Origin of the sequence: Streptomyces sp. NBC_01351, assembly GCF_036237315.1 — a bacterium.
Lineage (GTDB): Bacteria > Actinomycetota > Actinomycetes > Streptomycetales > Streptomycetaceae > Streptomyces.
On sequence record NZ_CP108356.1, the window covers coordinates 1,912,547 to 1,931,208 of the forward strand.

The window sequence follows — 18,662 nt, forward strand, 5'->3', positions numbered from 1 at the left end:
GTGATCACGGAAGGGTACTCCGCGCGCGCGGCCCGGTGCAGCCCGATGGCCCGTACACCGGCTGTCCGTTGACCCATTATCCGATGCGCACACAGTCCACTGACCCGCATATCAGGTCTGCGGGTCACCCGGTAGGACCCCTGCCAAGTCCCCGCTTGGTCCACCTGTTTCGGGGAAGATCTGGCAGTGACGTGGTCCATGCCGGATCAGCCGCAGCAGGACGGGAAGAGTCGTTATCCATGCAAGTCTGGCCTGGACAGGCGTATCCGCTCGGCGCCACTTACGACGGCGCCGGCACCAATTTCGCGGTCTACTCCGAGGCCGCCCGCCGCATCGAGCTGTGCCTCCTGCACGACGACGGCTCGGAGACGGCCGTCGAACTGCGCGAGACGGACGCCTTCGTCCGGCACGCGTACCTGCCGGGCATCATGCCGGGCCAGCGGTACGGCTTCCGCGTGCACGGTCCGTACGAGCCCGAGCGCGGGATGCGCTGCAACGCGGCGAAACTGCTCCTCGATCCGTACGCGCGTGCGATCAGCGGGAGCGTCGACTGGGGCGAGCAGGTCTACGGCTACCACTTCGGCCGGCCCGATTCGCGCAACGACCTGGACTCCGCCCCGCACACCATGAGCTCGGTCGTGGTGAACCCGTACTTCGACTGGGCCAACGACCGGCCGCCGCGCCACGAGTACCACCACACGGTGCTGTACGAGGCGCACGTCAAGGGGCTGACCATGAACCACCCCGATCTCCCCGAGGAGCTGCGCGGCACCTACGGGGCGCTCGCGCACCCGGCGGTCATCGGGCACCTCGCCAAACTCGGGGTGACGGCGCTGGAGCTGATGCCGGTGCACCAGTTCGTCAACGACCACCGGCTGGTCGACGACGGGCTGAGCAACTACTGGGGCTACAACACGATCGGCTTCTTCGCCCCCCACAACGGCTACGCCTCGGGTGATCGCGGCCAGCAGGTGCTGGAGTTCAAATCGGCGGTGCGTGCCCTGCACGAGGCCGGGATCGAGGTGATCCTGGACGTGGTCTACAACCACACGGCCGAGGGGAACCACCTGGGCCCGACGCTGTCCTTCCGCGGCCTGGACAACGCCTCGTACTACCGGCTGACGGAGGATCCGCGGCACTACATGGACACCACGGGCACCGGGAACTCACTGCTGATGCGCTCCCCGCACGTGCTCCAGCTGATCATGGACTCGCTGCGGTACTGGGTCACCGAGATGCACGTGGACGGCTTCCGCTTCGACCTCGCGGCCACGCTGGCGCGGCAGTTCCACGAGGTGGACCGGCTGTCCTCCTTCTTCGACCTGGTCCAGCAGGATCCGGTGGTCAGCCAGGTGAAGCTGATCGCGGAGCCCTGGGACCTGGGCGAGGGCGGCTACCAGGTGGGCAACTTCCCGCCGCTGTGGACCGAGTGGAACGGCAAGTACCGGGACACCGTACGGGACTTGTGGCGCGGGCAGCCGCGCACGCTCGCGGAGTTCGCGGGGCGGCTGACCGGCTCCTCGGACCTGTACCAGGACGACGGGCGGCGCCCGCTGGCCTCCATCAACTTCACCACCTGCCACGACGGTTTCACCCTCAACGACCTGGTCTCCTACAACGAGAAGCACAACGAGGCCAACCGGGAGGGCAATCGGGACGGGGAGACCCACAACCGGTCGTGGAACTGCGGGGTGGAGGGGCCCACCGAGGACCCTGAGGTGGTGGAGCTGCGCGAGCGCCAGATGCGCAACTTCACGGCCACCCTGATGCTGTCGCAGGGCGTGCCGATGCTCAGTCACGGCGACGAGTTCGGCCGCACCCAGGGCGGCAACAACAACGCCTACTGCCAGGACAACGCGTTGTCGTGGGTGCGCTGGCCGGAGCCCGGCAAACCCTCGCCCGCATTGCTGGAGTTCACCCGGCGGATGGTGTGGCTGCGCCGCGACCACCCCGTCTTCAGGCGGCGGCGGTTCTTCCACGGCCGGCCGGTGGAGGGCACGCACGACGAGCTCTCGGACATCGCCTGGTTCACCCCGCACGGCGAGGAGATGCGGGCGCGGGACTGGCAGGCACAGCACGCGCGGGCGCTGACGGTGTTCCTCAACGGGGAGGCCATCTCCGAGCCGGGCAGCCGCGGGGAGCGGATCACCGACGACTCGTTCCTGCTGATGTTCAACGCGGGCGCCGACCCGCAGGACTTCACGGTTCCGGCGGGCCACGGGGCGCAGTGGCGCCTGATCGTGGACACCGCGCGGCCGGACGTACTGCCACCCGGCACGGGGCCGCAGTATGCGGCCGGGGACCGGGTGGCGCTGACGGGGCGGTGCCTGGTGGTGCTTCAGCGCCCGGCGTAGCCGGCGCCGCCCTCTCCGGCGACCGGGACCCCTCAGGCGACCTCAGGCGACCGGGGAGGCGGCCTCTCCGGCCGCCGGGGAGGCGGCCTGATGGGCCGGGATGAAGGCCTTGGCGGTGTGCGTGCGGGCGGCGGGCACCCTGGTGCACAGGGAGAGCACCAGGGCGAGCGCGGTTGCCCCCACGGCCACCGCGAAGGCACCGGAGGGCCCGTACCACTCGGCCATCCGGCCCGACAGTGCGAGGGCGAGCGCTTGCCCGGCCACCAGCGAGCTGGCCGCGAAGGCCATCGACTCGGCGAGCCGGGACGGCTCCACGTGCCTCTCGGTGAGCGCGAACGCGGTGATCAGGTGGGGTGCGACGGCCACCCCGAGCAGGGTCACGATCAGGTACAGGCCCCACAGGCTGCCGGTGAACAGCAACGGCACGGAGAGCAACAGGGCGGCGGCAGTGGCCGTGCGCCACCGCAGCTTGAGCCCGAAGCGGGCGGGCAGCGCGCCCAGCGCGAGGCCCACCACTGCGCTGACCACGCCGTTGGCGGCGTACACGACGCCTGCCTGGCCGGGCACCCCCAACTCCCCGGTGAGGGAGGCGATCCCGGCCTGCATGGCGCCGAACATGGCCCCTTGCAGGAAGAGCGAGCCTCGGACGGAGTACACCACCCCGGCGGGCCGGGTGCGGCGCACCCCCTTCGGGCGTTCGGGCGCGGGGCCCCCGGCCGTGACGGCGGCGGTCGGGTGCAGCGCGAAGGCGGTGCCGAAGACGGCGACCAGGGCGGCCGCGCCGCCGATGGCGACGGCGGGGTGGGCGACGAGGGCGGCCATCCCGACGAGGGCGGGGCCGATCACGAACGAGACCTCGTCCATGGTGCCCTCCAGCGAGTGGACGGCGCCGACGACGCTCTCGTCGGCCTTGGCGCGGTGTGCGAGGGCGACGGAACGGGTCCGGGCGAGCGGCCCGATCAGCGGTACCGAGGCGCCGGTGACGGCGCCGACCGCGGCGAGCGGGACGGTGTCGAGTCCGCCGAGGGCACCGGCGACGAGCGCGGCGGTGGCGACGGCGTTGACGGCGGCCGCGGCGAGCACGACGGGCCGCTGTCCGTGGCGGTCGGCGAGCCGGCCCAGGACCGGTCCGAAGACCACCTGTCCGGCGGAGAGGGTGCCACCGACGATTCCGGCGGTGGCGAGGGAGCCGCTGGTCTGGGCGACCAGCAGGACGCTCCCGAACTGGGACATCGCTACGGGCAGTCGGGCGAAGAAGGAGAAGAAGGGAAGGAGGGGCCCGGTCAGGGCGATGACGTGACGATAGGTGTTGAAGGTTCCGACCACTTGGTCGACGCTAACCCGGCACAGTCACCCGGATGCATGGGGTAATGGCACGGAATCCGCCCGGCTGGGTACGTACGTTCTCATGAGTCAGCCGCAGTCAGACATTCAATCGGAACATGACATTCCGACAGCTGTCGCCTCCGCGTCACCAACCTCGACCTATCGGCTCCAGCTGCGGCCGGAGTTCCCCTTCGCGGCGGCCGAGGCAGCCGTACCGCACCTCGCCTCGCTCGGCGTGTCACACCTGCATCTCTCCCCCGTACTGGAGGCAGTGCCCGGCTCCGCGCACGGGTACGACGTCACCGACCACTCCCGGGTGCGGGCCGAGCTGGGCGGCGAGTCGGGGCTGCGCTCGCTGGGCGCGGCCGCCCGGGCGCACGGGCTGGGGCTGGTCCTCGACATCGTCCCGAACCACATGGCGGTACCGACGCCGCTGCGACTGAACCGGCCGCTGTGGGAGGTGCTGCGGGAGGGACCGCACTCCCCGTACGCGCGCTGGTTCGACATCGACTGGGAGGCGGGCGGCGGGCAGGTGCTGCTGCCGGTGCTCGCCGGGCCGGCGGAGTCCTGCGAGCCGAAGGCCGACGGGGAGGTGCTGCGCTACGGGGAGCAGGAGTTCCCGCTGCGGGAGGGGTCCGCCGGGCTGGATCCGGCCGGGCTGGCGGCCGCGCAGTGGTACCGGCCGGCCTGGTGGCGGGAGGCCCGCACCTCGCTCAACTACCGCCGCTTCTTCACCATTTCGGAACTCATCGGGGTCCGGGTGGAGGACCCGGAGGTGTTCACGGCCACCCACGCGAAGGTGCTGGAGCTGGTCCGGGACGGGGTGGTGGAGGGCCTGCGGATCGACCACGTCGACGGGCTGGCGGACCCGGAGGGGTACCTGCGGAGACTGCGGGCCGCCGTGGGCGAGGGCTGCTGGGTGGTGGTGGAGAAGATCCTGGCCCGCGACGAACGGCTGCCTTCCGGGTGGCCGGTGGCGGGGACCACCGGGTACGACGCGCTGCACCGGGTGGACGGGGTACTCACCGACCCGGCGGGCGCGGCCGAACTGGCGGTTCGGTACGAGGAGTTGACCGCCACCCCTTCCTGGGAGCGAACGGCCGAGGCGTGCGCGCGGCAGGTGCTGACCCGCGACCTGGCCGCCGAGCTGGCGGCGCTGGAACGCCGGGCCGGGCCCGAGCTGTCCGGTGCGGTACGGGAGTTGCTCGTGGCCTACCCCGTCTACCGGCCGTACCCCGGCGAGCCGGAGCCGGCCCCCGAGGCCCGGGAGCGGGCCGCCGCGGTGGTGGGTGCGGGCGCGGTGGACGGCGTACGGGAGCTGCTCCTGCGGGACCCCGCCTTCGCGGCCCGCTTCGCCCAGACCTCGGCGGCCCTGCGCGCCAAGTCCCTTGAGGACCGGGCCTTCTACCGGTACGCGCCGCTGCTGTCGGCGACCGAGGTCGGTGGGGATCCCGGGCGGCCGGCGGTGCCGGTGGCGGAGTTCCACGCGTACTGCGCCGCGCTGGAGCGGGACTGGCCGCGCTCGGGGACGGTGCTGTCCACGCACGACACCAAACGCAGTGCGGACGTCCGCGCCCGGATCTCGGTGCTGTCCCAGGCCCCGGACGCGATGGGCCCGCTCGGCGGCGGACCGGACGCGCAGCTGGCGTGGGTGGCCCGGCAGACCGCGGTGGGGCTCGGCCCGGTGGCCGGTGCGGCGCCCCGGCTGGCCGGGGCCCTGCTCAAGGCGGTCCGCGAGGCCGCGCTGCACACCAGCTGGACCGAGCGGGACCAGGCCTACGAGGCGGGGGTCGCGGGATACGCCCCGGACGGCGTGGACCTCCCGCCGGAGCTGGCGGAGGCGGCGCGCGCCAATCTGCTGGGCATGACGCTGCTGCACCTGGCGATGCCGGGGGTGCCGGAGGTCTACCAGGGCGCGGAGACCGAGTACCGGGCGCTGGTCGACCCCGACAACCGGAGTCCGGCCGTCTTCCCGCGGGAGGCGCTGGCCCGGCTCGACGCGGGGGCCGCCGCGGAGGGGCCGGCCGAGGAGAAGCTCGCCCTGACGGCCGCCCTGCTGCGGCTGCGCCGGGACCGCCCTGAGCTCTTCACCGGCTACCGCCCGCTGGAGGCCCGCGGCCCGGCGGCGGAACACTGCCTGGCCTTCGCCCGCTCCGACCGCCTCGTGGTGGTGGCCACGCGTCTCTCGCACCGGCTCGCGGGGGCGGGGGGCTGGCGCGGCACCGTACTGGCCCTGCCGGCCGGTCGGTGGTCCCCGGCGGTGGACGGCGCCGGGCCCCCGCCGTACGCCGGCGAGGCGGCCCTCGCCGAACTACTGGCCGCCCGCCCCGTGGCCCTCCTGATCCGCGAGGAGTAGCCCCGCCCCTCCCGGGGCTCCGCCCCGGACCCCGCGCCTCAAACGCCGGCGGGGCTGGATGTGGCCGGGTCAGCCTGCATGTGCGCGCAGCGCAAGCCTTGCGCCCGGGCGGGCTGGATTGCCCCGAGGGCAATTTCAGCCCCTCCGGCGTTTGAGGAGCGGGGGTCCGGGGGCGGAGCCCCCGGCAGCGCCGCAGCACCCTCCAGCGGCGCGGGCCTGGGCGGAGCCCAGGGTGCCGCGCAGCGGCACTTTCAGCCCCGCCGGCGATGGAGGCGCGGCGGGCCGGGCCCCGGTAGTGGCGGAGCCCGCGCTGGTCAGGGGGAAATCACCGCCCCGGGAGCAGTAGCCGGCCGCCCCGGCGGGCATGGCATCACTTGTGACCCTCCTCCGCGACACCCGCTACCCCACACCGCACGAACTCGCCCTGACCGCCCGCGCCCTCGCGGACGAGCACCCCGCCCACGCCCGGCTCCGCCAGGCCGGTACCTCCCGCGCCGGGCAGCCCCTCTGGGTGCTCTCCCTCGCACCGACGGGTCGCGACACCGGCCGCAACGTGCTCGTGGTCGCCGGAGCGCACGCCAACGAGCCCGTCGGCGGGGCCACCGCCCTCGCCCTGGCCCGGCGGCTGCTCCGCGACCCCGCGCCCCGGGCCGGCTGTGGGTGGCACTTCCTGCTCTGCGCCGACCCCGACGGAGCCGACCTGCACCGCACGCCCCGCCCGTACTCGCTCCTCGACTACCACCGCAGCTTCTACCGGCCCCCCGGGCCCGAACAGCCCGAGTGGGCGCCGTCCCTCCTGCCCCCGGACCGGCTGCCGCCCGAGACCCTCGCCCTGACCGCGCTCATCGACGAGCTCCGCCCCGTCCTCCAGGTCTCCCTGCACGCGACCGACCTCGGGGGTTCCTGGGTGCAGCTCACCCGGGACATACCCGGCCTCGCCGAGCCCTTCGGCAAATCGGCCGCCGAGCTGCGCATCCCGGTGGAGAACGGGGCCTCTGACGCCGCCGGCTGGCCCTCCCCCGGGCCCGGGATCTTCGTCATCCCGGAGCCGGGGAGCGAGGCCGCCGGGGCCTTCCATCCGGAGGACACCCGGCTCAGCACCTGGTACCACGCACACCGGTACGCCGGCACCACCGCCATCGTCGAAGTCCCCATGTGGGCCTCCGACCTGGTGGACGACCCCGCCCCGCACCCCGACCCGCGCGGCGCCCTGCGGATGCTGGCCGGCCGGCTCACCGCGGACGCCTCGCTCGTCGCCCGGATACGGGACGGAGCCACCGCCGGGCCGGACCCCACCGCCGCGCCCCTGCTGCGCGCCGTGGACTGGACGCTGGCGCTGATCCCCCGGATCACCGTCGAGTGGACCGGCGCCGGCGCTCCCCCGGAGGCCACGGCGGCGTACATCGCCAGCATCGACGCCTTCGGGCGGCGCCTGTCGCTGCGCGCCGCCTCGATGCTGCTGCGGGTGCTGCGTGCGCAGGGCCATCCGGCGGCGCCCGGGCTGGACCGGCTCGTCACGGGGTGGTGCGAGGAGTTCTCGGCCCGCTTCGGGGCCCGCTGGGTGCCGGTGGCCACCCAGGTGGAGCACCAGTCCCGTACCGTCCTGGCGACGTACGGACGCCTCGCGGCGGCCGGGCGGTAGCCCGGGTCAGGCTCCGGCTCCGGGGTCCACGGGCAGGGCGTACCGGCGCTTCGGGGCGCCGGTGGCGCCGAGCCGGTCGTAGAAGCGGATCGCGCCCTCGTTCCATTCGGGGGTCTGCCATTCGACGTGGTCGAGGCCCTGCTCGCGGGCGAGGCCCGCCACCGCGTCCATCAGCGCGGCCCCGAGGCCGTGGCCGCGGGCGTCCTGCGCGAGGTAGAGGCAGTCCATGTGGAGGTAGTGCCGGGCGTCCCAGAAGGAGAACTCGGCCGAGCAGGCCGCGTATCCGACGACCTCGCCGTCCGGGGTCTCGGCCAGGAGCACCCACAGTCCCCCAGCCGCCTCCCCCAGACTCCGTCCGGGGGGACCCCCAGGTGCTCCCAGGGAGTCCTCGGCGAAGAGCTGCGGGCCGAGCCGCTCGGCGAGTCCCGGCGGGCGCGGCGCGGACTTCTCGTAGGCGATGTGCTCGTGCACGAGTTCGACGAGGCGCGGCAGATCCCCGGCGAGGGCGCGCCGGACGACGGGGGTGGTGTGTTCCGGTTCCACGGGTTGCATGTCTTCCATGGGTTCCATGCTCCGCTGTGGCCCCGCCCCACCGGCCACCGGCCCGCCGCCGGTTCAGGGACTGCCGTTGGTCAGGAGCAGGTAGCCGACCCGATCGCGGTGGACGAACGTGGCCGTGTCGCAGTCCCCGCCGTCGAAGTACACCGGCCGCAGCGGCTCTTCGCCGCTGAAGTAGCCGGTGGAGCGCAGGAAGTCGGGTGCTACCGAGGCGAACCGCCACGTCGAGGCGTCCGGGCCCAGCAGTCGGCGGGCGAAATCGCGCACCAGCCGTTCGGCGTCCGCCACCGCGAGGTGCCTGTCGTAGGGGCTGAAGGCCTCGCAGAGCATCCACCGCAGCCGTGCCGTGAACCCCATGCGGTCGAGTGGGCCGATGGTCGCGAGGAATCCCTCGCGCACCAGCGGGCGCTCCGGGGGGAGCCCGCCGAAGTCGTCGGACAGGTTGTACCAGTCGCGTCGGCGGTCGGCGGCGAGCATCATCTGCTCGAACGGAGTGCTGCGCAGGAAGTCATGGAGGACCGCCTGCCGGTTCTCCTCCGTGACGGGGACGTCGACGGCGAGCTTGAGCAGCAGCGTGTTGCTGTTCATCGTGCGGTCCACGGCCGACAGGAAGCCGTCGACGGCCGGGTGCTCAAGATCGTCGGACAGGTCGGTGAAGTTCGGCACCCAGGGCGCTCCCTAGCCCGCCGAGAGGCGGAAGCTCATCTTCCCGAAGCTGATCTGGTCCCCCTCGCGGACCACCGCCGAGCCCGTGACCCGCTGCCCGTTGACCGTGGTCCCGTTGGTCGAGCCCAGGTCCTTCAGCACCCACGCCCCGTCCCGCGTGCGGAGTTCCGCGTGCACCCGGGACACCGTCTCGTGGGTGAGCCGCAGCCCGTTCCCCGGGTCGCGGCCGATCCGCAGGGCCCCCGAGCTCGGGTGCGGGAGCAGCAGTTTGGGCAGCTTCTCGGCCGCCCAGGCGCGGCGGACGCCGACGCTGACGGCGGAGACCCGGCCGACCCAGCCGAACAGCCGACGGGTCCAGGAGTTTTCGGGGGTGTCGCGGGGCCCCAGGTCGGCGGTGAGGACGGCGAGGTCCTCGGAGCGGCGGGCGGCCAGCGCGAGTTCGATCCGGCGCACGAGGGTGTCGTGCGACAGCATGCCGGCGGCCGCGCCCTCGCGGAGCTGGTCCAGGGCCCAGTCGCGCTCGGCATCGGACAGCCGCGGCACCGGGTAGGCGGAGAACTCGAAACTCGACGTCACAGGGTGATTGTCGGCCCGTCGGGGGCGGAGTGTCCAGAACTCCCCCGCCGCGCCGGGAATGATGGGCAGGATACGCATGCTGGACACCGCCGGAGACGAGGGGACCCGTCCGTGCAGTTCGAGGTGTGGGCACCACTGACAGGTCATGTCGCCTTGCGACTCGACGACGCGACGTACGACATGGCGCGCGATCCGGGCCGCGAGGGCTGGTGGACGGTGGAGGCACCGGCCGGGGACGGCAGCCGGTACGGGTTCCTGCTGGACGGCGACACCACCCCCCGGCCCGACCCCCGCTCCCGCCGGCTGCCGGACGGCCCCGACGGGCTGTCCGCGGTGGTCGACCTGGAGGCGCTCATTCCGGTACGGACTCCGCCGCCCCGCACCCGCCTCCAGGACGCCGTCCTGTACGAGCTCCACATCGGCACCTTCACCCCCGAGGGCACCTTCGACGCCGCCGCCGCCCGCCTCGGGCACCTCACCTCCCTCGGCGTCACGCACGTGGAGCTGATGCCGGTCTGCTCCTTCCCCGGCCGGCACGGCTGGGGGTACGACGGGGTCGCCCCCTGGTCGGTGCACGAGCCGTACGGGGGCCCCGCCGGGCTGGCCCGGTTCACGGAGGCCGCGCACGCGGCCGGGCTGGGCGTGGTGCTGGACGTGGTCCACAACCACCTCGGCCCCTCCGGCAACCACCTCCCCGCCTTCGGCCCGTACTTCACCGACACCCACCACACCCCGTGGGGCGCGGCGGTGAACCTGGACGCGCCCGGCTCCGACGAGGTGCGCGCGTACCTCCTGGGCAGTGCGCTGGTCTGGCTGCGCGACTACGGGATCGACGGACTGCGGCTGGACGCCGTGCACGCGCTGGCCGACGACCGGGCGCTGACCTTCCTGGAGGAACTGAGCGCCGCCGTGGACGAGTTGGCGGCGGACACCGGCCGGCCGCTGTTCCTGATCGCCGAGTCGGACCGGTGCGACCCGCGCACCGTCACCGTGCGCGCCGACGGGGGGCTGGGGCTGCACGCCCAGTGGAACGACGACTTCCACCACGCCCTGCACTGCGCGCTGACCGGCGAATCCCAGGCGTACTACGCCGACTTCGCCACCGCCCCGCTCGGCGCCCTCGCCAAGACCATGACCCGGGCCTTCTTCCACGACGGAACCTGGTCCTCCTTCCGGGCCCGCACCCACGGCCGCCCGGTGGACCGGCGCCGCACCCCGGCCCACCGCTTCCTCGGCTACACCCAGACCCACGACCAGATCGGCAACCGGGCGCTCGGCGACCGGCTCTCCGCCTCGCTCCCCCCCGGGCTGCTGGCGTGCGCGGCGACGGTGGCACTGACCGGGCCGTTCGTGCCGATGCTGTTCATGGGCGAGGAGTGGGGGGCCGGGACGCCCTGGCAGTACTTCACGGACCACCCCGACCCGGAGCTCGCCGAGGCCGTACGGGCCGGGCGGCGCCGGGAGTTCGCGGCGCACGGCTGGAAGCCGGAAGAGATCCCGGACCCGCAGGACCCGGCCACCCGGGACCGCTCCTGCCTTGACTGGGCCGAACCCGAACGGGCAGCGCACGCACGCCTGTTGGACTGGTACCGCGCCCTCGTGGCGCTGCGCCGCAGCCACCCGGACCTGCGCGACCCGGACCTTGCGGCGGTCCGGGTCGCCCACGACGAGGAACGGCGCTGGCTCACCTTCCGGCGCGGCGACGTCCGGGTGTGCGTGAACCTCTCCCCGGAGCCGGTGACGATCGCGCTGGGCCGCAACGGGGTCCGGGTGCTGGCCGCCTGGGAGCCGGTCGAACACCCCGGCCCGGACGGGCGGGTCCACGTACCGGGTGAATCGGCGGTCGTGCTCGGCCCGTGAGCGGGCACCGCCGCTGTTCGGCCTTCCGACCTTTCGGCTACTCGGCTATTCGACGACGGCGAGCTCGCGCGGGGCGTTGTTGAGGCGGCGCCCCCCGTCCTCGGTGACGGTCACGATGTCCTCGATGCGGACGCCGAACCGGCCCGGCAGGTAGATGCCCGGCTCCACGGAGAAGCACATGCCGGGGACGAGCGGCCGCTCCTCGCCCTCGACCATGTACGGGGGCTCGTGGGTGGTGACGCCGATGCCGTGGCCGGTGCGGTGGATGAAGCGGTCCCCGTAGCCGAACTCGGTGATCACCGCGCGGGCCGCCCGGTCCACCTCCTGGCAGGAGACCCCCGGGCGGACCGCCGCCACGCCGGCCTGCTGGGCCTCGCGGACGATGTCGTGGACGCGCTGCTCCTCGGCGGTCGGCTCGCCCACGTGCACGGTGCGGGAGATGTCGGAGCCGTAGCCGTACCGGAGACCGCCGAAGTCGAGGACGACCATGTCCCCGTGCGCGATGACCCGTTCACCGGCCTCGTGGTGCGGGTTGGCGCCGTTGGGGCCGGAGCCGACGACCGTGAAGTCGACCTGGGAGTGGCCGTGCGCGCGCAGCAGGGCGGCCAGGTCCTCGGCGACGTCGGTCTCCCGGCGGCCCGCGAACGGGACGTGGAGGATCTGCTCGTAGGCGGCGTCGGCGGCCTCTCCGGCCGCGGCGAGGCGCTCCAGTTCCCGTTCGTCCTTGACCGCGCGGAGCATGGGCAGGGAGTCGGTGAGGGGCACGTAGGAGGTGGCGGGCAACTCCCGCTGGAGGCCGAGGAGGTGCAGGGCCCAGGTGTTGTCGCTGACCCCGAAGCGGCCGGCGACGTCCAGCAGCGGGGCGGTCACGGCGTACGGGTTCTTCCCGTCGGTCCAGTCCCGCAGGGTCAGCGCGGAGGCGCCGGCGGCCTTGGCGGCGTCGGGAGCCTCCAGCGCGGGGACGACGAGCACCGGCTCCTGCCCGGCGGCCAGGACGAGCAGGGTCAGCCGCTCGGTCTCGGCGGTGGGCCGGTAGCCGGTGAGGTGGGCGAGGTCGGGCCCGGGGGCGATGAGCAGCCCGGCGAGTCCCGCGTCGGCGGCGGTCTGCGCCGCGGCGGCCATCCGGGCGGCGTAGTCGTCGGCCGTGAAGGGTGCCGGGCCTTGGGACGTGGCGTCACGTGTCATGCGGGTGATCCTGCCGTGAGGCGCGCGGCGAGGGCAGCGGCCGCGCCGGTCGGGCTGCCGGGCGAGAGGAGCTCCGTACGGTGCACCAGGCGCGGCGCGGACAGGGGTACGGCGACCCCCGCGACGGCGGTTTCGGCGACGCGGCGGGGCAGCAGGACCAGGCCGTGACCGGCTGCGGCGAGGGCGCAGAGGCCGTGGAGGTCGGTGCCGTCGTAGCGCAGGGCCGAGCGGGCCGCGGCGAGCGGCGGGGAGCACAGGCCGGGGGCGTCGAGCCAGCGCGCGTCGGCGAGGTCGTCCAGCCGGAGGGAGGCCCGGTGTGCGAAGGGGTGCCGGGCGGGCAGCAGTACGACGATCTCCTCCTCCCCCACACCCGTCACGGTGAGCGGGGCCACGTCGGGCAGCCGCAGCGGGTCGCTCGGCGCGGCCGGCCCGTCGACGAGACCGAGGTCGCAGCCGCCGGTGGCGACGGCGGCGGGCACCTCCGCCGGGGGCAGGACCCGCAGGGTGACGCCGGTGGCGGGCAGGGCCGCGAGCAGCCGGGGCCCCATCGCGAGCGGGGACACGGCGAGCGTGACCCGCCCGGGCGGGGCGGCGGCCAGCCGCAGCACGTCGGCCCGGGCCGCGTCGAGCCGCAGCAGCAGCGGCCCGGCGTGCTCCAGCAGCCGGGTCCCCGCCGGGGTCGGCGCCACGGGCCGCCGCGTGAGCAGCTCGGCCCGCAGGTCCGCCTCCAGGGCGGCGATGTGCTGGGAGACGGCGGACTGCGTGTAGCCCAGCTCGCGCGCGGCGGCGGAGAAGGAGGAGAGCCGTGCCACGGCGACGAAGCTGCGGAGGAGGTGCGGATCCATCCACCCAGCATGCCGGGCGCCCTGCGGGCAGCTCACCACCCAACCCCGCCGGCGCCCTGCGGGCGGCCCGCCGACCCACACCCCGCACCCCCGGCCCTGCGGGCAACCCCAGCCCGGGCCCGGCACGCCCGGCGGGCTGCCCGCAGGACGCGGCGGGCCTGGACCGGACCGGCACGACTGCCCCCCGGTACCGCAGGCCCGGACGGGGCCGGGTGTGCGGTGGGGCGTCCCCGCAGGGCGTCGAACCGGGCCCCCTCGGCCCACCGACCCCTCGAACCGTTCGACGCCCGAGGAGACGCCCCGGCGCGCGCCCGGCCACGGCCGGGCCGACCCCACACCGGAGGGGGCCGGCTCGCAGGGGCCCGCTCAGGGGGCCCGGCGCAGGGGACCACGCAGGGGGACCGCGCAGGGGAACCGCGCAGGGGCGGGCCGGGGGGAACCGTGCAGGGACCGGCGCAGGGGGACCACGCAGGGGGACCGCGCAGTCCCCCGCGCGGGGGAACCGCTCAGGGGGACCGGCGCAGGGGCGGGCCGGGGGGAACCGTGCAGGGACCGGCGCAGGGGCCCGCGCAAGAGCCACAGGCAGGGGCACGCCCAGGAGGCCCGCACAAGAGGTACGCCGAGTGCCTGCGCAGGGGGCATCAGGGGTGCTTATCGAGCGTGCACGAACGATCGTTGGTGCTGAAGTCGACCCCCGCCGCAAGATGATCCGCATGACCACCGCACAGACCGCGCGGATCGCCCTCGTCGGCGACCGCTCCCCGCACGTGAAGTCCCACACCCGGGTTCCGCTGCTCCTCGACGCCCTGGCCTCGCGCGAGGGCCTCGTGCTGGACGCCTACTGGATCCCCACCGGCGACGCCGCGGCCGAGGCCGCCGCCGGGACGCTGGGGCGGTTCGACGCCGTGTGGGTGCTGCCCGGCAGCCCGTACGCCAGCGAGGCCGGGGCGCTGGCCGCGATCCGGGTGGCCCGCGAGCAGGGCATCCCGTTCCTCGGGACCTGCGGCGGCTTCCAGCACGCCCTGCTGGAGTACGCCCGGACGGTGTGCGGGCTGGCCGGTGCCGCGCACGCCGAGAACGACCCCGCGGCGGCGGACCCGGTGATCGCGCCGCTCGCCTGCTCGCTCGTGGGGCACGAGGGCCTCGTACGGGCCGAGCCCGGCTCGCTCGCCGAGTCCGCGCTCGGCGCGGAGCGGTCGACGGAGCGCTACCACTGCGGCTACGGGCCCGCGCCCCGGCACCTTCCGGCCCTCGCCGCGCACGGGCTGCTCCTGTCGGGCCACGACGAGGACGGGCAGGTGCGCATCGCCGAGCTGCCCGGGCACCCCTTCTTCCTGGCCACCCTCTTCCAGCCGGAGCTGCACGGGGACGGGACGGTGCCGCACCCGATCGTCCGGGCCCTCGCCGTGGCGGCTGTGACCCACGCCACCGCCGCACGCCAGGCCGCCCCCGAAGCGGAATAACGCGTCGCGGGACCACCCCGCTGATCGGCTATGCTGTGCATGCACATCGAACGGGTGGTCCGCCGCCCTTCGTGGTGGGTGTAGCTCAGTTGGTAGAGCACCTGGTTGTGGTCCAGGTGGCCGCGGGTTCAAGTCCCGTCACTCACCCTGATCCCGTGGGGTACGAGGTTTCCTCGTACCCCACGGGCTTTTTTCGTTCTAGGCGCGGAGGAAGGCCTCCACTTCGGTGGCGAAGGCCACCGGGGTCTCGTGCGGCGGGTAGTGGCCGGAACCCGGAATCGTGACGATCCGGCAGTTCGGGTACCAGGCGGCCCAGGTGGCCCGCATCACGTCGGCGGTGAGCGCGAGGTCGTACTCCCCGACCAGGACCAGCACCGGGACGGTGTTCCCCTTCACCGCGGAGGACAGGTCGAGCGGCTGCCAGCTCGCGAGGTAGCCGGCGAAGGCCTCGGGGCGGGAGACGCTCAGGGAGTGCTCGACCATGCCGTCCAGCCAGTGGCGGCTCGCGCGGTTGCCGGTGACCAGGTCGAGGATGATCCGGCGCTTGGCCGGGTCCTCGGCGGCGCCGTAGAAGAGGGCGTGGGTCGCGTCGTCCATCTCGTACGGGGCGGCCGGCACGGGTGTGAGCCCGATCAGCTTCTCCACCCGCTCGGGGGCGCGCACGAGGACCTGCTGGACCGCCTTGCCGCCCATGGAGTGGCCAAGGAGGGAGAAGGTGTCCCAGCCGAGCCGGTCGGCCAGTTCGAGGACGTCGTCGGCGATCTCGGGGAGGGTGTAGCGGCCGGGGACGTCCCGGCGGTCGCCGTAGCCGCGGTAGTCGAGGAAGGCGTACGAGAACTCGTCCGGGTCCAGGTGGTCCAGTACGGAACCCCAGTTGGCGGAGGTGCCGAACCAGTCGTGCAGCACGATGACGCGGGCGGGTCCGGTGCCGATCCTGCGGTGGGCGATGGCCATGCGTTCTCCCTCGGTGACGGGGGCGGAGGAAACCGACGCCGTACCTTCTGCCCAGCGGGCCTACCATCACACCGTGAATCCGATACCGGGGGCCGAGCCGCTGCACATGGGGGACTTCTCGCCGGGCGACGGGGCGCGCCACCCCCATCACCCCCGGAGCTACGAGATCACCGACCCGGCGGAGATCGCCGAGGTGCGGGCCGTGCTTCCGCCCGAACGGCACACCGACGCCGCCGGAAGCGGCGGCATCGAATGCATGTGCCACGAGGGGTGGGATCCCGCTCCCGTCACCCCCGAACTGAAGCGCCTGGTCGACCCGCTGTCCCCCGACGGGATCCCGGCCCGCCACCGCGCGCGGTGGGTGGCGCGGGCTCCCGACGGGCTGCGGGAGTACGCCGAGGCGCTGGCCGGGGGCGAAGAGGAGCCCGATCCGCCGAGCGCGGTCCCGCTGGGCGTGGTGTTCGGCTGGCTGGGCGCCGTGCGCGCGGAGCCCCGCGACGCCGCGTGGCTGCTCGCCGAGCGGGGGCCCTGGCGGCTGCTGGCCGGGGCGTCGACGGAGGAACTGGCCTGGGCGGTGCGGGAGACGGACCGGGCGGGCCTGGAGGGCGCCGTACGGTTCTTCGCGAGCGAGGAGTTCACCACCCGCCACCCCAAGCGCCGCCGGGTCCCGGAAACCGCCCGCGAGCTGCTGCTCCGGCACGCGCGCGGCCACCGCCCCAAGGACCTCCCGGTCCTGGAGCGGCGGCTGCTGCGAGCGGCGGAGGACCGGGTCAGACGGTCTTGATCGCCGGGTCGGAGATGCCCGCGGCGCCCGTTTCCACGTGGCCGGCGAAGCGGCGCAGGAAGGTGGTGTCCGCGTCGGAGACCACCGTGACGTCGTACCAGCGACCGGTCGCGCTCAGGTCCGCCGTGTACGTGGCCGTGCCGCCCGCCGCGACCCGCAGGGTCTGGGCCGCGCCGCCGTAGGAGTTGGTCACCGTGAGGTTGACCGCCGCCGAGCCCGAGTTGGTCAGGGTCAGCTTGAGGTTGCCGGTGGTCCCGTCGTGGCGGGCCGTGACCTCGGGGCCGGTCTTCTTCGCCGGGCCCTTCCAGGTGCGCAGGAAGCCGTTCGGGCCCCAGACCGAGAGGTTGATCTGGTTGCCGGTGGAGCCGTACGTGGACCAGGTGTCCGAGAGGGTCTTGCCCGGCTCGACCGTGTAGGGCCAGGGGCCGTCCGTGCGGTTGCCCGAGGTGCTGTGGAAGTGGGCGCCGAGGGTGGGGCCGGAGTGGAAGGTCAGGGTGAACTTGCCGGTGGAGGTGGTGGCCCGGCCGTCCACGTACGGGCTGTAGCCCAGCGCGCGGGTCGGCTTGGAGCCGGCCTCCTGCTTCGGCATCGTGCCCGTGGCGGGCACGGTCGGGTAGTAGGACGGGTGGCGGTCCTTGTCCGGCGGGACGTACCCGGCCGTGGACGGCAGCGCGGCGGGCGCGGCGTCGGCCCGGGTGAAGTCGAAGGCGGAGGTCAGGTCACCGCAGACGGCACGGCGCCACGGCGAGATGTTGGGCTCCTGCACGCCGAAGCGCTTCTCCATGAAGCGGATCACCGAGGTGTGGTCGAAGGTCTCGGAGCAGACGTAGCCGCCCTTGCTCCACGGGGAGACCACGATCATCGGGACGCGCGGGCCGAGGCCGTACGGGCCGGCGGCGTAGCCGGAGACGCCCCCGGTGTACAGGTCGCCGGTGACGCTCGCCGTGGACAGGCCCCAGGACGCGGACTCCGGCGGGTACGGCGGGACGACGTGGTCGAAGAACCCGTCGTTCTCGTCGTAGGTGATGAACAGGGCCGTCTTCGCCCACACCGCCGGGTTCGCGGTCAGCGAGTCCAGGACCTGCGAGATGTACCAGGCGCCGAAGTTCGTCGGCCAGTTGGAGTGCTCGCTGAACGCCTCGGGGGCGGCGATCCACGAGACCTGCGGGAGGGTGCCGTTCACCACGTCCGCGCGCAGCTTGTCGAAGTACCCTTCGCCCGCCTTGACGTTGGTGCCGGTGCGGGCCTTCTCGTAGAGGGCGCTGCCGGGCTGGGCGTTGCGGTAGTTGTTGAAGTACAGCAGCGAGTTGTCGCCGTAGTTGCCGCGGAAGGCGTCGTTGATCCAGCCCCAGTGGCCGGCCGCGTTCAGACCGTCGCCGATGTCCTGGTAGACCTTCCAGGAGACCCCGGCCGACTCCAGGCGCTCCGGGTAGGTCTTCCAGCCGTAGCCCAGCTCCTGGTTGCCGAGGACGGGGCCACCGCCCACGCCGTCGTTGCCCGTGTAACCCGACCACATGTAGTAGCGGTTGGGGTCCGTGGCGCCGATGAAGGAGCAGTGGTAGGCGTCGCACACGGTGAAGGCGTCGGCGAGGGCGTAGTGGAACGGGATGTCGTTCCGGGTCATGTACGACATGGTCGTGGCCGTCTTGGCCGGAACCCACTTGTCGTACTTGCCCTTGTTGTAGGCCTTCTGGCCGCCCGCCCAGTCGTGGTTGAGGCCCGTCAGGAACTGCATCCCGAGGTCCTCGATCTGCGGGTTGAAGGGCAGGATGTCCTTCGTCCCGTTGGACTGGTGGAAGACGGACTTGCCGTTGTCCTGGAGGACGGGACGCGGGTCGCCGAAGCCCCGGACCCCCTTCATCGCGCCGAAGTAGTGGTCGAAGGACCGGTTCTCCTGCATGAGGACGACGATGTGCTCGATGTCCTGGATCGTGCCGGTCGTGCCCTGCGCCGAGATGGCGGCCGCGCGCGCGATGCTCTCGTTCAGCATCGCGACGGCGGCGGTACCGCCGGCTATCTGCAGGAACCTGCGCCGATTGAATTCGGTCATGGAGTGACGTCCTCTGCGGGTGAGGGGGGTGTCGGGGGGCGCC

The 18,662-nt window shown here is 73.7% G+C and carries 14 protein-coding genes and 1 tRNA gene; 7 read left to right on the forward strand and 8 right to left on the reverse strand.

Translation table 11 applies throughout. The features are described 5' to 3' along the window. Positions 1 to 239: 239 nt before the first annotated feature. Positions 240 to 2,354, forward strand: a complete 2,115-nt coding sequence (gene glgX / locus OG625_RS08615; RefSeq protein ID WP_329377958.1) for a glycogen debranching protein GlgX — start codon at positions 240 to 242, stop codon at positions 2,352 to 2,354. Between the two features lie 42 nt (positions 2,355 to 2,396). Here glgX and OG625_RS08620 read toward each other — a convergent pair whose 3' ends face one another. Next, positions 2,397 to 3,680, reverse strand: coding sequence for an MFS transporter (locus OG625_RS08620; protein ID WP_329377961.1), 1,284 nt, complete (start codon positions 3,678 to 3,680; stop codon positions 2,397 to 2,399). Between the two features lie 82 nt (positions 3,681 to 3,762). Between OG625_RS08620 and treY the strand changes: the two genes are divergently transcribed. Both treY and OG625_RS08630 read left to right on the forward strand, forming a co-directional pair. Next, on the forward strand, positions 3,763 to 6,036 hold the full coding sequence (gene treY / locus OG625_RS08625) for a malto-oligosyltrehalose synthase (RefSeq protein ID WP_329377963.1): 2,274 nt from the start codon (positions 3,763 to 3,765) through the stop codon (positions 6,034 to 6,036). Positions 6,037 to 6,400: 364 nt separating this feature from the next. After that, on the forward strand, positions 6,401 to 7,678 hold the full coding sequence (locus OG625_RS08630; RefSeq protein WP_329377965.1) for a M14 family zinc carboxypeptidase: 1,278 nt from the start codon (positions 6,401 to 6,403) through the stop codon (positions 7,676 to 7,678). Between the two features lie 6 nt (positions 7,679 to 7,684). Here the strand turns inward: OG625_RS08630 and OG625_RS08635 are convergent, their stop codons facing one another. The 3 genes from OG625_RS08635 to OG625_RS08645 are packed head-to-tail and all read right to left on the reverse strand — an operon-like array spanning position 7,685 to position 9,478. Beyond that, complete coding sequence (locus OG625_RS08635) at positions 7,685 to 8,239, reverse strand: GNAT family N-acetyltransferase (RefSeq protein WP_329377967.1); 555 nt, start codon at positions 8,237 to 8,239, stop codon at positions 7,685 to 7,687. A gap of 54 nt (positions 8,240 to 8,293) precedes the next feature. After that, positions 8,294 to 8,902 (reverse strand): hypothetical protein, encoded by a 609-nt coding sequence (locus OG625_RS08640; protein WP_329377969.1) that lies wholly within the window; start codon positions 8,900 to 8,902, stop codon positions 8,294 to 8,296. Positions 8,903 to 8,914: 12 nt separating this feature from the next. Next, positions 8,915 to 9,478: a DUF1707 and FHA domain-containing protein gene (locus tag OG625_RS08645; RefSeq protein ID WP_329377971.1), complete on the reverse strand. Its 564-nt coding sequence runs from the start codon at positions 9,476 to 9,478 to the stop codon at positions 8,915 to 8,917. Between the two features lie 111 nt (positions 9,479 to 9,589). On the opposite strand from OG625_RS08645, the gene treZ reads away from it, so the two are divergent. Beyond that, a complete protein-coding gene (gene treZ / locus OG625_RS08650; protein ID WP_329377973.1) occupies positions 9,590 to 11,338 on the forward strand; it encodes a malto-oligosyltrehalose trehalohydrolase in 1,749 nt (582 codons plus the stop codon). A gap of 45 nt (positions 11,339 to 11,383) precedes the next feature. On the opposite strand, the gene OG625_RS08655 is transcribed toward treZ, so the two are convergent. Both OG625_RS08655 and OG625_RS08660 read right to left on the reverse strand, forming a co-directional pair. After that, positions 11,384 to 12,523 (reverse strand): M24 family metallopeptidase, encoded by a 1,140-nt coding sequence (locus tag OG625_RS08655; RefSeq protein WP_329377975.1) that lies wholly within the window; start codon positions 12,521 to 12,523, stop codon positions 11,384 to 11,386. Then, a complete protein-coding gene (locus OG625_RS08660; protein WP_329377977.1) occupies positions 12,520 to 13,368 on the reverse strand; it encodes a LysR family transcriptional regulator in 849 nt (282 codons plus the stop codon). Before OG625_RS08660 ends, OG625_RS08655 begins: the two co-directional genes overlap by 4 nt. Positions 13,369 to 14,081: 713 nt before the next feature. Between OG625_RS08660 and OG625_RS08665 the strand changes: the two genes are divergently transcribed. Next, positions 14,082 to 14,831 (forward strand): CTP synthase C-terminal region-related (seleno)protein, encoded by a 750-nt coding sequence (locus OG625_RS08665; RefSeq protein ID WP_329377979.1) that lies wholly within the window; start codon positions 14,082 to 14,084, stop codon positions 14,829 to 14,831. 74 nt (positions 14,832 to 14,905) lie between these two features. Beyond that, positions 14,906 to 14,978, forward strand: a tRNA-His gene (locus OG625_RS08670). 51 nt (positions 14,979 to 15,029) lie between these two features. Here OG625_RS08670 and OG625_RS08675 read toward each other — a convergent pair. Next, positions 15,030 to 15,785, reverse strand: a complete 756-nt coding sequence (locus OG625_RS08675) for an alpha/beta fold hydrolase (protein WP_329377981.1) — start codon at positions 15,783 to 15,785, stop codon at positions 15,030 to 15,032. A gap of 73 nt (positions 15,786 to 15,858) precedes the next feature. On the opposite strand from OG625_RS08675, the gene OG625_RS08680 reads away from it, so the two are divergent. Then, entirely contained in the window at positions 15,859 to 16,569 is a 711-nt protein-coding gene (locus OG625_RS08680) for a hypothetical protein (RefSeq protein WP_329377983.1), read from the forward strand. On the opposite strand, the gene OG625_RS08685 is transcribed toward OG625_RS08680, so the two are convergent. After that, positions 16,556 to 18,619 carry a phosphocholine-specific phospholipase C gene (locus OG625_RS08685; protein ID WP_329377985.1) on the reverse strand — a complete coding sequence of 688 codons (2,064 nt, stop codon included), beginning with the start codon at positions 18,617 to 18,619 and terminating at the stop codon, positions 16,556 to 16,558. The genes OG625_RS08680 and OG625_RS08685 overlap by 14 nt on opposite strands. Positions 18,620 to 18,662: the final 43 nt, after the last annotated feature.

What these genes read in the sequence shown, in the direction of transcription:
- glgX (WP_329377958.1), top strand. Translation starts at nt 240, where the DNA reads ATGCAAGTCTGGCCTGGACAGGCGTATCCGCTCGGCGCCACTTACGAC.
- treY (WP_329377963.1), top strand. Translation starts at nt 3,763, where the DNA reads ATGAGTCAGCCGCAGTCAGACATTCAATCGGAACATGACATTCCGACA.
- OG625_RS08630 (WP_329377965.1), top strand. Translation starts at nt 6,401, where the DNA reads ATGGCATCACTTGTGACCCTCCTCCGCGACACCCGCTACCCCACACCG.
- OG625_RS08635 (WP_329377967.1), bottom strand. Translation starts at nt 8,239, where the DNA reads ATGGAAGACATGCAACCCGTGGAACCGGAACACACCACCCCCGTCGTC.
- OG625_RS08655 (WP_329377975.1), bottom strand. Translation starts at nt 12,523, where the DNA reads ATGACACGTGACGCCACGTCCCAAGGCCCGGCACCCTTCACGGCCGAC.
- OG625_RS08660 (WP_329377977.1), bottom strand. Translation starts at nt 13,368, where the DNA reads ATGGATCCGCACCTCCTCCGCAGCTTCGTCGCCGTGGCACGGCTCTCC.
- OG625_RS08665 (WP_329377979.1), top strand. Translation starts at nt 14,082, where the DNA reads ATGACCACCGCACAGACCGCGCGGATCGCCCTCGTCGGCGACCGCTCC.
- OG625_RS08675 (WP_329377981.1), bottom strand. Translation starts at nt 15,785, where the DNA reads ATGGCCATCGCCCACCGCAGGATCGGCACCGGACCCGCCCGCGTCATC.
- OG625_RS08685 (WP_329377985.1), bottom strand. Translation starts at nt 18,619, where the DNA reads ATGACCGAATTCAATCGGCGCAGGTTCCTGCAGATAGCCGGCGGTACC.